At 69.7% G+C, this 12,899-nt stretch carries 13 protein-coding genes; 6 read left to right on the plus strand and 7 right to left on the minus strand.

Annotated features, from left to right (window positions below):
* The first annotated feature begins 112 nt into the window (after positions 1 to 112).
* Positions 113 to 1,510 (plus strand): NCS2 family permease, encoded by a 1,398-nt coding sequence (locus O1G22_RS32130; RefSeq protein WP_270084515.1) that lies wholly within the window; start codon positions 113 to 115, stop codon positions 1,508 to 1,510.
* A 3-nt stretch (positions 1,511 to 1,513) separates the two neighbouring features.
* Here the strand turns inward: O1G22_RS32130 and O1G22_RS32135 are convergent, their stop codons facing one another.
* On the minus strand, positions 1,514 to 2,971 hold the full coding sequence (locus O1G22_RS32135) for a peptidoglycan D,D-transpeptidase FtsI family protein (RefSeq protein ID WP_270084516.1): 1,458 nt from the start codon (positions 2,969 to 2,971) through the stop codon (positions 1,514 to 1,516).
* 95 nt (positions 2,972 to 3,066) lie between these two features.
* Positions 3,067 to 3,840 (minus strand): IclR family transcriptional regulator, encoded by a 774-nt coding sequence (locus O1G22_RS32140; protein ID WP_270084517.1) that lies wholly within the window; start codon positions 3,838 to 3,840, stop codon positions 3,067 to 3,069.
* A 173-nt stretch (positions 3,841 to 4,013) separates the two neighbouring features.
* Here O1G22_RS32140 and O1G22_RS32145 point away from each other — a divergent pair, with 173 nt between their 5' ends.
* The 5 genes from O1G22_RS32145 to O1G22_RS32165 all read left to right on the plus strand — a co-directional run bounded on the left by O1G22_RS32145 (position 4,014) and on the right by O1G22_RS32165 (position 8,693).
* Positions 4,014 to 5,543 carry an aldehyde dehydrogenase (NADP(+)) gene (locus O1G22_RS32145; RefSeq protein ID WP_270084518.1) on the plus strand — a complete coding sequence of 510 codons (1,530 nt, stop codon included), beginning with the start codon at positions 4,014 to 4,016 and terminating at the stop codon, positions 5,541 to 5,543.
* A 46-nt stretch (positions 5,544 to 5,589) separates the two neighbouring features.
* Complete coding sequence (locus O1G22_RS32150) at positions 5,590 to 6,198, plus strand: DUF1349 domain-containing protein (RefSeq protein WP_270084519.1); 609 nt, start codon at positions 5,590 to 5,592, stop codon at positions 6,196 to 6,198.
* 35 nt (positions 6,199 to 6,233) lie between these two features.
* Positions 6,234 to 6,740, plus strand: coding sequence for a GNAT family N-acetyltransferase (locus O1G22_RS32155; protein WP_270084520.1), 507 nt, complete (start codon positions 6,234 to 6,236; stop codon positions 6,738 to 6,740).
* 76 nt (positions 6,741 to 6,816) lie between these two features.
* Positions 6,817 to 7,545, plus strand: a complete 729-nt coding sequence (locus tag O1G22_RS32160; RefSeq protein ID WP_270084521.1) for a DsbA family oxidoreductase — start codon at positions 6,817 to 6,819, stop codon at positions 7,543 to 7,545.
* Positions 7,546 to 7,640: 95 nt separating this feature from the next.
* Positions 7,641 to 8,693: an aminotransferase class V-fold PLP-dependent enzyme gene (locus tag O1G22_RS32165; protein ID WP_270084522.1), complete on the plus strand. Its 1,053-nt coding sequence runs from the start codon at positions 7,641 to 7,643 to the stop codon at positions 8,691 to 8,693.
* A 233-nt stretch (positions 8,694 to 8,926) separates the two neighbouring features.
* On the opposite strand, the gene thpD is transcribed toward O1G22_RS32165, so the two are convergent.
* From thpD to O1G22_RS32190, 5 genes are all read right to left on the minus strand, one after another.
* Positions 8,927 to 9,814, minus strand: a complete 888-nt coding sequence (gene thpD / locus O1G22_RS32170) for an ectoine hydroxylase (protein WP_270084523.1) — start codon at positions 9,812 to 9,814, stop codon at positions 8,927 to 8,929.
* 5 nt (positions 9,815 to 9,819) lie between these two features.
* A complete protein-coding gene (locus O1G22_RS32175; protein ID WP_270084524.1) occupies positions 9,820 to 10,224 on the minus strand; it encodes an ectoine synthase in 405 nt (134 codons plus the stop codon).
* 28 nt (positions 10,225 to 10,252) lie between these two features.
* The gene (gene ectB / locus O1G22_RS32180) at positions 10,253 to 11,524 is read right to left on the minus strand and encodes a diaminobutyrate--2-oxoglutarate transaminase (protein ID WP_225100811.1); all 1,272 of its coding nucleotides are present in this window, start codon (positions 11,522 to 11,524) and stop codon (positions 10,253 to 10,255) included.
* A 13-nt stretch (positions 11,525 to 11,537) separates the two neighbouring features.
* On the minus strand, positions 11,538 to 12,056 hold the full coding sequence (ectA, locus tag O1G22_RS32185) for a diaminobutyrate acetyltransferase (protein WP_225100810.1): 519 nt from the start codon (positions 12,054 to 12,056) through the stop codon (positions 11,538 to 11,540).
* 266 nt (positions 12,057 to 12,322) lie between these two features.
* The gene (locus O1G22_RS32190; protein ID WP_270084525.1) at positions 12,323 to 12,853 is read right to left on the minus strand and encodes a DinB family protein; all 531 of its coding nucleotides are present in this window, start codon (positions 12,851 to 12,853) and stop codon (positions 12,323 to 12,325) included.
* Positions 12,854 to 12,899: the final 46 nt, after the last annotated feature.

Here is a 12,899-nt window from a genome sequence, read left to right on the forward strand (position 1 = left end):
ATGACCCGCCGAACCCGAATCCGTAACACGGAGAAAACCTGAACCGGGTTCAGCGAGGGAACAATCCAGCCAGCATCCGCACACCGCTCATCAGGCAACAAGGAGTTGGCCCATGTCCGTCGACGGGTACTTCAGAATCTCCGAACGGGGATCCACCATAGGCCGGGAGATACGCGGCGGCTTCGCCACGTTCTTCACCATGGCCTACATCCTTGTCCTGAATCCGATCATCCTGGGCAGTGCCAAGGACAAGTACGGGCACACCCTCGACACCGGCCAACTCGTCACCGCCACCGCACTGGTGGCCTGTGTGATGACGATCATCATGGGCGTCGGCGGCAACCTCCCGCTCGCGATCGCCGCCGGCCTCGGTCTCAACGCCGTCGTCGCCTTCCAGCTCGCCCCGCTGATGAGCTGGCCCGACGCGATGGGCCTCGTCGTCCTCGAAGGCCTGATCATCTGCCTCCTGGTCCTCACCGGACTCCGGGAAGCGATCATGAACGCCATCCCGAACCAGCTCAAGCAGGCGATCGGCGTCGGCATCGGCCTGTTCATCGCCTTCATCGGCTTTGTCGACGCCGGGTTCGTCAGCCGTATCCCGGACGCCGCCGACACCACCGTGCCGGTCCAGCTCGGCGCGGTCGGCCGGCTCACCGGCTGGCCCGTGCTCGTCTTCTGCCTCGGCGTACTGCTCACCATCGCGCTGCTCGCCCGGAAGGTGAAGGGCGCGATCCTCATCAGCATCGTGACGATGACCGTCGTCGCGATCGTCATCAACGCCGCCGCCCACATCAAGAGCTGGGGCCTGACCACGCCCAAGCTCCCGGACAAGATCGTCGCCGCCCCGGACTTCGGACTGATCGGTCACTTCAGCGTGTTCGGCGGCTTCGGCAAGGCCGGTGTGCTCACCGCCGTCCTGCTCGTCTTCACCCTGATCCTGTCGGACTTCTTCGACGCCATGGGCACGATCGTCGGCATCAGCGCCGAGGCCGGGCTGCTGGACGAGAAGGGACAGGTGCCCGGCATCGGCCGCGTGCTGTTCATCGACGGCGCCGCCGCTGTCGCCGGCGGTCTCGGCTCCGCCTCCTCCAACACCGCCTACATCGAGTCGGCGGCCGGCGTCGGCGAGGGCGCCCGCACCGGGCTCGCCAACGTCGTCACCGGCGGCCTGTTCGGCCTCGCCCTGTTCCTCACCCCGCTGCTCACCATCGTCCCGCTCCAGGCGGCGGCGCCCGCGCTGATCGCGGTGGGCTTCCTGATGATGACCCACGTCAAGCACATCGACTGGGACCGCTACGAGATCGCCATCCCGGCGTTCCTCACCATCGCCGCGATGCCGTTCACGTACTCCATCACCGACGGGATCGGGGCCGGTTTCCTGTCGTACGTGCTCATCAAGTCGGTGCTGGGCAAGGCCCGGGAGGTCAACTGGCTGCTGTGGGGAGTCTCGGCGCTGTTCCTGGTGTACTTCGCCATCGATCCCGTCGAGCAGCTGCTCGGCGTGAAGTAGGCCTCAGCTCTTCAGCGCCGCCCGCATCATCGCCTTCGCCACCGGCGCCGCCAGCCCGTTGCCGCTGACCTCCGAGCGCGCCGCGTCCGACTGCTCGACCAGCACCGCCACGGCCACCTCCTTGCCGGTGCTGTCGGACTTTCCGAACGACGTGAACCAGGCGTACGGCGTCTTGCTGTTGTTCTCGCCGTGCTGGGCGGTACCGGTCTTGCCGCCGACGGTCACGCCGTCGATCTGCGCGTTCGTACCGGTGCCGTCCCGCACCACCGTCTCCATCGCCGACTGGAGCTGCTCGGCGGTGGAGGAGCTGACGATCTGCTGCGTGCTCGCGCCGGTGTCGTAGTCGTGCAGCACATCACCGCCGCTGTCGGTGATCTGCGACACCATGTGCGGCGAGACCAGCTTGCCGCCGTTGGCTATGGCCGCGGACACCATGGCCATCTGGAGCGGGGTCGCGGTGACATCGAACTGGCCGATGCCGGACAGCCCGGTCTGCGCCTTGTCCATGCCGGACGGGTACACACTGGCGTAGGCCCGCACCGGCACATCGAGCGTGTCGTCGTTGAAGCCGAACTTCTCGGCCATGGCCCTCACCTTGTCCTGCCCGAGGTCGACGGCCATCTTGCCGAAGACGTTGTTGCAGGAGTACTGCAGGGCCACCCGGATCGAGGCGTTCTCGCACGGGGCCGACGCGTTCTCGTTCGCCAGCGGACGCACCGTGCCCGGCAGGGTGTACGGGTTGGGGCTGTCGGTGTGCTCGTCCACGTTCTTGTAGAGCCCGTCCTCCAGCGCGGCCGCCGCTACGACCAGTTTGAACGTCGACCCCGGCGGCAGCGGCTGGCGCAGCGCGCGGTTGGTCAGCGGCTTGTCCTGGTCCGCGGTGAGCCGCTGCCAGGCGGCCCCGGCCGTGTTGGCATCGGTGAGCGACGAGGGGTCGTACGACGGCGTCGACACCACGGCGAGGATCCTGCCGGTCTTCGGGTCGATCGCGACGGCCGCGCCCTTCTTGTCGCCGAGGGCGTCGTAGGCCGCCTTCTGCACCGCCGGGTCGATCGTGGTGAGCACGTTGCCCGGGTCGGCGCGCTCGCCGGTGAGCGTGTCCAGGACGGTCTTGAGCCTGGTGTCCGTGCCGTTGAGCAGGTCCTGGTAGATGCCCTCCAGCTGGGTGGGGGCGTAGGCCTGCGAGGCATAGCCCGTCACCGCGGCGTAGAGCCTGCCGTCCGTGTACGTCCGCTTGTAGGCGAGGTCGCCTCCCTTCGTCCGTGTCGAGCCGGTGATCGCGTTTCCGGCCACGATGATGTTCCCGAGGGGCCGCGAGTACGTCTCGATCGCGCCCCGCCGGTTGTCGTTGTCGTCCGCGAGGGCCTTGCCGTCGTAGAACTGCACCCAGGTCGCCCTGACCAGCAGAGCGAGCACGAGCAGCAGACAGAAGACGGAGGCCCGCCTGATCGTCTTGTTCATCCCGGTCAGGAAGACGACCGGGAACGGGCTGATCGTTCCCGTACGCCCGCTTTCTCATCGGACGCTCAGAAAGACCGGCCCCCCGAGATGTCCGGTCAGAGCCGGCGCGTCGCCAGCGTCAGCCGGTCGCGGGCGTCGAAGAGCGCGTCCTTGATCATCTGCTCGTGGGCCGGGGTGAGCCGGGCCACCGGCACCGAGCAGCTGATCGCGTCCCGCGCGGGGGTGCGGTACGGGATCGCCACGCCGAAGCAGCGCAGGCCCAGCGTGTTCTCCTCGCGGTCGACCGCGAAGCCCTGCTCCCGCACCTGGTGCAGCTCCTCGATGAGCTTCTCGCGGTCGGTGATGGTGTGCTCGGTGAGGGCCGGGAGGGTCTCCGGGAGCAGCTTGCGGACCTGCTCGTCGGTGTAGCTGGCGAGGATCGCCTTGCCGAGGGAGGTGGAGTGCGCGGGCAGCCGGCGGCCGACCCGGGTGAAGGGGCGCAGATAGTGCTGGGACTGGCGGGTGGCCAGATAGACGACGTTCGTGCCGTCGAGGCGCGCCAGGTGGATCGTCTCCGTGGTGTCGTCCGACAGCCGGTCCAGCGTCGGGCGGGCCGCGGCCACCACCTCGTCACCGTCGATGTACGACGTGCCGACCAGCAGCGCCCGCACCCCGATGCCGTACCGCGTGCCCGTCGCGTCCGTCTCCACCCAGCCCAGCTCCACGAGCGTGCGCAGCAGCATGTACAGGCTGGACTTGGGGTACCCCACGGCCTCCTGGACCGCCGCGAGGGAGTGCATGCCAGGCCGGCCGGCGAAGTACTCAAGCAGCTCAACGGTCCGTACCGCGGACTTGACCTGCGCCCCGCCCCCTGCGTCGCCTGCCGTCATCGCCCTTGACCCCTTCGTTCGACGAGACCCGGATGTTCGAGGGCCCTGGATATTCAGGACCCAGATATATAGTCTCTGAGCAGCGAATTCATCATCAGAGACAGTGTTCAGTATATCGAACGCGGCTGATGGGTGACCCAGTTAAGCGCAGTCTCGTTTGGAAGGAACCCGCGGTGGCAGCAGCACCAGTCTGGAGTGTCGACCCGCGCACCGGGAAGCAGCGTGAGCAGGTTGCGGTGGAGGCCACAGCGCAGGAGGTGGACGCCGCGGTCCGCGCGGCCGACGCCGCGCGCGGCGCCCTCGCCGACCGCACGGTCCGCGCCGCGTTCCTGCGTTCCGCCGCCGCGGGCCTGGAAGCGGCCAAGGACGGCCTGATCGAGACCGCCGACGCCGAGACCGCCCTCGGCCCGGTCCGGCTGACCGGGGAACTCGCCCGCACCGGCTACCAGTTGCGGGCCTTCGCCGACATCGTCGACGAGGGCGCCTTCCTCGACGTCGTCATCAACCACCCCGACGACACCGCTACCCCGCCCATTCCGGACCTGCGCCGCTACAAGGTCCCGCTCGGCGTCGTCGCCGTCTACTCCGCCTCCAACTTCCCCTTCGCCTTCTCCGTCGCCGGCGGCGACACCGCGAGCGCGCTCGCCGCGGGCTGCCCGGTCGTCGTCAAGGCCCACCCCGACCACCCGGCCCTGTCCGAGCTGGTCGCCAAGGTGCTGCGCCGGGCCGCCGCCGAGCACGGCATCCCCGAGGGCGTCGTCGGCCTCGTGCACGGCTTCGAGGCGGGCATCGAGCTGATCCGGCACCCGCTGGTCACCGCCGCGGGCTTCACCGGGTCGATCCGGGGCGGCCGCGCGCTCTTCGACGCCGCCGCCGCGCGTCCGGTGCCGATCCCGTTCCACGGCGAACTCGGCTCGCTGAACCCGGTCCTGGTGACCGAGGCGGCCGTCGCCGAGCGCGCGGAGGCGATCGGCTCCGGGCTGGCCGGGTCCATGACGCTCGGCGTCGGGCAGTTCTGCGTGAAGCCCGGCCTGGTGCTCGTGCCGTCCGGCGCGGGCGGCGACCGGCTGGTGAAGTCCCTCGCCGACGCCGTCAGCGACACCGAGGCGGGGGTCCTGCTCGACCACCGCATGCGCGACAACTTCGTCGCCGGGGTCCAGGAGCGGGCCGCCCTGGCGGACGTCGACTCGCCCGTCACACCGGGCGCGGGCGGCGAGCACACGGTCAGCGCGGGGGTCCTCACGGTGTCGGCGGAGAAGCTGGCCGAGGAGGGGGCGTACGACCTGCTGCTGGAGGAGTGCTTCGGGCCGGTCACGGTCGTGGCCCGCTATGCCGACGAGGCCGAGGCGAAGGCCGTGCTCTCGCGGCTGCCGGGCAACCTGACGGCGACCGTCCAGGTGTCCGCCGAGGAGGCCGCCGGGCAGGGGCGGGGGCCGGAACTGCTCGCCGAGCTGACGCCGCTGGCGGGGCGTGTCGTGGTGAACGCGTGGCCGACGGGTGTCGCCGTGGCCGCGGCCCAGCACCACGGCGGGCCGTACCCGGCCACGACGTCCACGTCCACGTCCGTGGGCGGTACGGCCATCGAGCGGTGGCTGCGGCCGGTGGCCTACCAGAACGCGCCCACCGCCCTCTTGCCTGCCGAGTTGAAGGACGAGAACCCGCTGGGGCTTCCCCGGAGGTTCAACGGGGTTCTGGAGCGGTAACGCCGCCCCCCTCAGGCAGTTCCAGCACCCCTGCGATGATTGGCCGATGGACGTGGAACTTCCCGAACTCCCCTTCCCCTTGCGTACATACGGGCCCGACGGCCACTGGTCCTACGAGGGCGGCGTGCTGACCGGATGGGCCGGGGCCCGGCAGGACCGGTTCGTCACGCCTACCGGTGAGGCGCTCGATCCCGCCTCCGACGCGCCGCGGCTGCTGGGGGCGCCCGAGGGGGACTTTCAGCTGATCGCCCGGGTGACCGTGGGGTTCCGGGCGGCCTTCGACGCCGGCGTGCTGTACGCGCACGTCGGCGAGCGGGCCTGGGCCAAGCTGTGCCTGGAGTACTCCCCGGACGTGCCCACCGTCTGCACGGTGGTCACCCGGGGACACTCCGACGACGCCAACTCCTTCACCGTGGAAGGGAGTTCGGCGTGGCTGCGGGTCAGCCGGACCGGGCGGGCCTTCGCCTTCCACGCCTCCCGGGACGGCGAGCGATGGACCTTCGTCCGGCTGTTCACGCTGGGCGACGAGAAGGAGACCGGTGACGCGCTGGTCGGCTTCATGACCCAGTCGCCGATGGGGGAGGGATGCGTGGTGACGTACGACCACATCGAGTTCCGGCAGAGCTGGCCGCAGGACCTGAGAGACGGGAGCTGAGGAACCGGTACGGGAGCGGTCGCGTCCTCGGTGGCATGATCAGTGACCGTGTGAAGGGCAGCCGCGTGATCCGCACCGCCCTGCCCGCCGAGGCCGAGACCATCGCCGCGCTGCACCGCAGGGCGCGCTCGACGTACTACCCGGACGGCCTCCCGGACGACGGCATCGACTGGACCGCCACCTGGCGCGGCGCCGTCGAGCGGCCCGACGGGCAGGTGCTGTGCGTGGTGGCAGAGGGCGTGATCACCGGCATCGCCTCCTTCCGGACCCCGGCGGGCGGCCCGGCCGACACGGTCAAGCTCTTCCAGTTCCATGTCGACCCCGGCCACTGGCGCTCCGGCATCGGTACGGCCCTCCACGCCGCCTGCGTGGAGCAGTGGCGGGCCGACGGCCGACGGACCGCCGTTCTCGACGTGCACGTGGACAACCGGCGCGCCCAGGCCTTCTACGCCCGCCAGGGCTGGATCCCGGACCCGGAGAACCCACCGGCCGCGGGTGATCACCATCTGTTCCTGCGGTACGCCGTACGGGCCGGGGAATGAACCGCGCTGATTGAACGTTCACGTACCGGTGGCGGAGAGAGCCTCCGTGCCCGTACGACCCGAAGAGAGCCGAAGAATGCGCGTCGAGATCTGGAGCGACATCGCCTGCCCCTGGTGCTACGTGGGCAAGGCCCGCTTCGAGAAGGCGCTCGCTGCCTTCCCGCACCGCGACGAGGTCGAGGTGGTGCACCGGTCCTTCGAGCTGGACCCGGGCCGCGCCAAGGGCGATGTCCAGCCGGTGATCACCATGCTCACCCGGAAGTACGGCATGAGCGAGGCCCAGGCCGAGGCCGGCGAGGACAACCTGGGCGCCCAGGCCGCCGCCGAGGGCCTGGACTACCGCACCCGCGGCCGCGACCACGGCAACACCTTCGACATGCACCGCCTGCTGCACTTCGCCAAGGAGCAGGGCCGGCAGGACGAGCTGATCCAGATCCTGTACCGGGCGAACTTCGCCGAGGAGCGGTCCCTGTTCACCGAGGGCGACGAGCGGCTCGTCGAGCTGGCCGTGGAGGCCGGGCTGGACGCGGAGGCCGTGCGTGCCGTGCTCGCCGACCCGTCCCGCTACGCCGACGACGTCCGCGCCGACGAGCGCGAGGCCGCGCAGCTCGGCGCGAACGGAGTGCCGTTCTTCGTGCTCGACCGGACGTACGGCGTCTCCGGCGCCCAGCCCGCCGAGGTCTTCACCCAGGCCCTCAGCCAGGCCTGGGGCGAGCGCTCCCCGCTGAAGCTGGTCGAGCAGGGGGACCAAGGGGACGGGGCAGCGTGCGGCCCGGACGGGTGTGCGGTGCCGCAGCAGGGCTGAAACCGCAGGTCGGCGCGGATGTATAAGGGCTCCTAAGCGGATCCACGCAAAAATTCGCAATGGACGAGAGATGCCATGCCCCGCACAGTGGGGGCATGGAGACCTTCGAGAGCCTCGTCCGCGCCGAGTTCAGCCCGAAGAACACCTATCTCAACACCGCGAGCAGCGGCCTGCTGCCCGCCCGTACCGTAGCCGCCCTGCACGAGGCCGTCGCCATCCGGACCGAGGGCCGTGCCCTGGATCCCCTGTTCGAGGACGTCGAGACCGCCCGCGCGTCCTTCGCCCGGCTGGCCGGAGTCCCGGTCACCCGGGTGGCGGCGGGCGCATCTGTCGCCTCCCAGACCGGACTGGTCGCCGCCGCCCTGCCTTCCGGCGCCGAAGTCCTCACCGCCGAGGACGACTTCACCTCCGTGATCAACCCCTTCCACACCCGGGGTGACCTCAAGGTCCGTGCCGTACCGCTGGAGCGGCTCGCCGAGTCCGTGCGCTCCGGCACCGCGCTCGTCGCGGTCAGCGCCGCCCAGTCCGCCGACGGCCGGATCGCCGACCTGCCGGCCCTGCGCGAGGCCGCCCGCGCTCACGGCGCCCGTACCTACGTCGACTTCTCCCAGGCGGCCGGCTGGCTCCCCATGGACGCAGGCGCCTACGACTTCACCGTCTCCACGACCTTCAAGTGGCTGCTCGGCCCGCACGGTGCCGCGTTCCTCGTCGTCCCCGAGGACTTCGGGGAGCTGACCCCGCTGCTCGCGGGCTGGGTCGCCGCCGAGAAGCCGTGGGACAGCTGTTACGGCCCGGTGGCCGAACTCGCCCACTCGGCACGGCGGTTCGACGTCAGCCCCAGCCTGTTCACCTACGCCGGGCTGCGCCACTCCCTCGACCTCATCGAGGAACTCGGCGTCGACGCCGTACACGCCCATGACCTGGACCTCGCCGATCGCTTCCGGGCCGGTCTCGCCACGCTCGGCCACGAGGCGCTGCCCGCGCCCGGCTCGGCGATCGTCTCGGTGCCCGGACTGGGCCAGCGGCAAGGCGAGTTGAGCCGTGCCGGCATCGAGGTCTCCAACCGGGCCGGCAACCTGCGGGCCTCGTTCCACCTCTACAACACGCCCGCGGACGTCGACCGGCTGCTGAACGTCCTCGCCGGCTGACGACATGACCGGGCCGGGGCCTCCCGTCCCACACAGGAGACCCCGGCCCGGGGTTCACGGGGATCTCACCTCACCGGCGTGAAGTCGCGCGCCCCGATGCTGTATCCGATTGCCGCTGCGCGGCGGGCCGGCCGGCGGGTGGTATGCGGTCACCGGACGGGTGTGAAGTCCCGCGCCCCGATGCTGTATCCGATTGCCGCTGCGCGGCGGGCCGGCCGGCGGGTGGTATGCGGTCACCGGACGGGTGTGAAGTCCCGCGCCCCGATGAACTCAGGCCTGCGCACCGGCGCGGCGAACGGCTCCACCGCCGCGTTCTCCACGCTGTTGAACACGATGAAGACGTTGCTGCGCGCGAAGGGGGTGATGTTGTCCCCGCTGCCGTGCATGCAGTTGCAGTCGAACCAGGTCGCCGAGCCGGCCCTGCCCGTGAAGAGCTTGATGCCGTAGTCGCTCGCCATCTTGGTCAGCGCCTCGTCGGACGGCGTGCCCGCGTCCTGCATCTGGAGGGACTTCTTGTAGTTGTCCTCGGGCGTGGCGCCGGCGCAGCCCAGGAACGTGCGGTGCGAACCCGGCATGATCATCAGGCCGCCGTTGGTGTCGTAGTTCTCGGTCAGCGCGATCGAGACGGACACCGTGCGCATGTTCGGCAGGCCGTCCTCGGCGTGCCAGGTCTCGAAGTCCGAGTGCCAGTAGAAGCCGCTCGCTCCGAAACCGGGCTTGACGTTGATCCGGGACTGGTGGACGTACACGTCCGAGCCGAGGATCTGCCGGGCCCGGCCGACCACGCGCGGATCCCGCACCAGGTTCGCGAACACCTGGCTGATCCGGTGCACTTCGAAGACCGAGCGGATCTCCTGCGACGCCGGCTCCACGACGGAGCGCTCGTCGGCCCGGACGGCCGGGTCGGCGACCAGCCGGTCCAGCTCCTGCCGGTAGACCTCGACCTCGTCGGGGGTGATCAGCTGGTCGATCGCGAGGAAGCCGTCCCGCTCGTACGACTGCAGGTCGGCGGTCGGGATCGGGCCGGGCGTGTCCGGGGAGCCCCAGACGACCGGGTCCTGGCGGGGGACGCTCACCTCGGTGGCGCCGCGGCTGGGGTACAGATCGGTCAGGGTGGTCATGTCTGTCACACCTCCTCGGGCTCCGTCAGGAGCGGGTAGACGCCGTTCTCGTCGTGGTCCTCCCGGCCGGTGACGGGCGGGTTGAACACGCAGAGGCAGTGGAAGTCCTCCTTGACCTTCAGCGTGTGCCGCTCGTGGCCGTCCAGGAGGTACATGGTGCCGGGGGTGATCGTGTACGTCCTCCCGGTCTCGTGGTCGGTCAGTTCGGCCTCGCCCCTGGTGCAGACGACGGCCTCGATGTGGTTGGCGTACCACATCGACGTCTCCGTCCCGGCGTACAGGATGGTCTCGTGCAGGGAGAAGCCGACCCGCTCCTTGGCGAGGACGATCCGCTTGCTCTCCCAGGTGCCGGACCTGGCCCTGACGTGCCGGTCGGTGCCTTCGATGTCCTTGAACGATCGGACGATCACGGTGGTGCGCTCTTTCCTGGTCGGTCGGTCAGAGGGTTTCGCGGACGGCGCGGGCGAGGATCCTGAGGCCCTCGTCCAGCTCGTCCGGCGTGATGGTGAGGGCCGGCAGCAGCTTGACGACCTCGCCCTCGGGGCCGGAGGTCTCGATGAGCAGCCCGAGTTCGAAGGCCCGCCCGGCGACCCGGCCGGCCCGCGCCTTGTCGTGGAACTCCATGCCCCACACCAGTCCGCGCCCGCGGTACTCCTTGACGTCGGCGAGGTTCTCCTCGGTGATGGAGATCAGCGCCTGCTCGATCTGCTCGCCCCGGGCCCGGGTCTGCTTCTCCATCGCCGAGCCGTCGGCCCAGTACGTCTCCAGCGCCGCGGTCGCGGTGACGAACGCGGGGTTGTTGCCGCGGAAGGTGCCGTTGTGCTCGCCCGGCTCCCACACGTCCAGCTCGGGCTTGAACAGGCACAGCGACATCGGCAGGCCGTAGCCGCTGATCGACTTGGACACGGTGACGATGTCCGGCACGATCCCCGCCTCCTCGAAGGAGAAGAAGGCGCCGGTACGGCCGCAGCCCATCTGGATGTCGTCGACGATCAGCAGCATGTCCTGCCGCTCGCACAACTCCTTGAGCGCGCGCAGCCATTCGGGCCGGGCCACGTTGATGCCACCCTCGCCCTGCACGGTCTCCACGATCACGGCGGCGGGCTTGTTGAGCCCGGAGCCCTGGTCCTGCAGGAGCCGCTCGAACCACAGGAAGTCCGGGACCGTGCCGTCGAAGTAGTTGTCGAACGGCATCGGCGTGCCGTGCACCAGCGGAATGCCGGCGCCGGCCCGCTTGAAGGCGTTGCCGGTGACGGCGAGGGAGCCCAGGGACATCCCGTGGAAGGCGTTCGTGAACGACACGATCGCCTCCCGGCCCTTCACCTTGCGGGCCAGCTTCAGCGCCGCCTCCACGGCGTTGGTGCCGGTCGGGCCCGGGAACATGACCTTGTACGGCAGGTCCCGCGGGCGCAGCACCAGATCCTGGAAGGTCTGCAGGAAGGTCCGTTTGGCCGTGGTCGACATGTCGAGGCCGTGCGTGACCCCGTCGCGTGCGAGATAGTCGATCAACGCCCGTTTGAGTACCGGGTTGTTGTGGCCGTAGTTGAGTGAGCCGGCACCGGCGAAGAAGTCGAGGTACGCATGACCGTCCTCGTCGTACATCCGGCTGTCCCGCGCGCGGTCGAAGACCGTGGGCCAGCCGCGGCAGTAGCTGCGCACCTCGGACTCAAGAGTCTCGAAGACGCTGAGGTCGGGCTGGGTGATGGTCACGGTGAATCGCTCCTCAGTGGGCGGTGTACTCGGTCAACGGGCCGATGCGATACAGGACTTCGGGGTCGTGAGGGCCGTCCGGGAACAGCTCGGCGGGGAACAGCACCTCGCGTTCGAGGTGCGCCCCGTGCCGGGCGGCGAACGAGGTGAACAGCCGCTCGGAGGCGGTGTTGCCCGGGGTGATGGTGGTCTCCACGTCGGTGATGCCGCGCTCGGCGGCCAGGCGCACGGTCAGCCCGTCCAGCAGCGCGGCGGCGATGCCGAGACCCCGGTGGGCGGAGTCGACGGCCACCTGCCAGACGAGCAGCGTGCGGGGGCGCTCGGGCCGTACGTAGCCGGTGACGAAGCCGACCGGCTCCCCGTCCGCACCGCGCGCGACCGCCGAGGTGCCGGCGAAGTCCCGGCACCACAGCAGATAGCTGTACGAGGAGTTCAGGTCGAGCGTTTTCGAGTCCTTGGCGAGACGCCAGAGCGTGGCTCCGTCGGTCACCGCCGGCTGGTCGATGAACAGGTCTGCGGGTGCGGCAGTCATGCGGCACGAATTTACCGATGTGAATTCAGAAATGCACGGCCGCCGTCACTGGGGTGTGCAGAGCGATCGGCGTTATGCCCGTCTTGTCCCGTGACAAATCGGGGCAAATCCATGTCTCTGTGGAGTGTGTCACAGCCAGGAAACCGTCAATGGCGTGTATGAAACATGCCGGAAAAGTGCCCCGTTTAGTCTTGGAAAAAGCGGGCAGAAGAAGACGGGAAGCTGTCGTCCGGAGAATTGGCGGGAATTGTGAAAGTAAATTGAATTCAGGTCCCGGTGGTCCCGTCGATTCGTTCACGCAGAATGTCGGCGTGTCCGTTGTGCCGGGCGTACTCCTCGATGAGGTGGATCAGCACCCAGCGCACACTGACCTCGACGCCGGCCATCGGCTCGTCGACGATGCGCCCGGTGTCCTCCAGATCCCGCCCGGCGAGCAGCTCCCGGCCCCGCGCGATCTCCGCCCGCCACACGGCCAGGGCCTGCGCCAGCCCGCGCTCGGGATCGAGGCCGTACCCCGTCCGCTCCTCGAACAGCGGCGGTACGTCCCGTCCTGCCAGCACCCGCTGGAACCAGTTGCGTTCCACCTCGGCGAGATGCTGGACGAGTCCGAGCAGCGTCAGCGACGACGGCTCCGCCGAGGCCTGCCGCACCTGCGTGTCGTCCAGGCCTTGGCACTTCAGCTCCAGCGTGGCCCGGTGGAAGTCCAGCCAGCTCTCCAGTGTGGCGCGTTCGGGACCGGTCGGCGCGGAGACCGGGCGGCCGTCGGGAAGGGTCCGGGGTGCCTGAGGGGTCGTCATGGCCGCAGCATGACACGCGGGTACGACAACGGCCCTGGCCGAAACC

The sequence above is a fragment of the Streptomyces camelliae genome (assembly GCF_027625935.1).
In the GTDB taxonomy this organism is placed as follows: domain Bacteria; phylum Actinomycetota; class Actinomycetes; order Streptomycetales; family Streptomycetaceae; genus Streptomyces; species Streptomyces camelliae.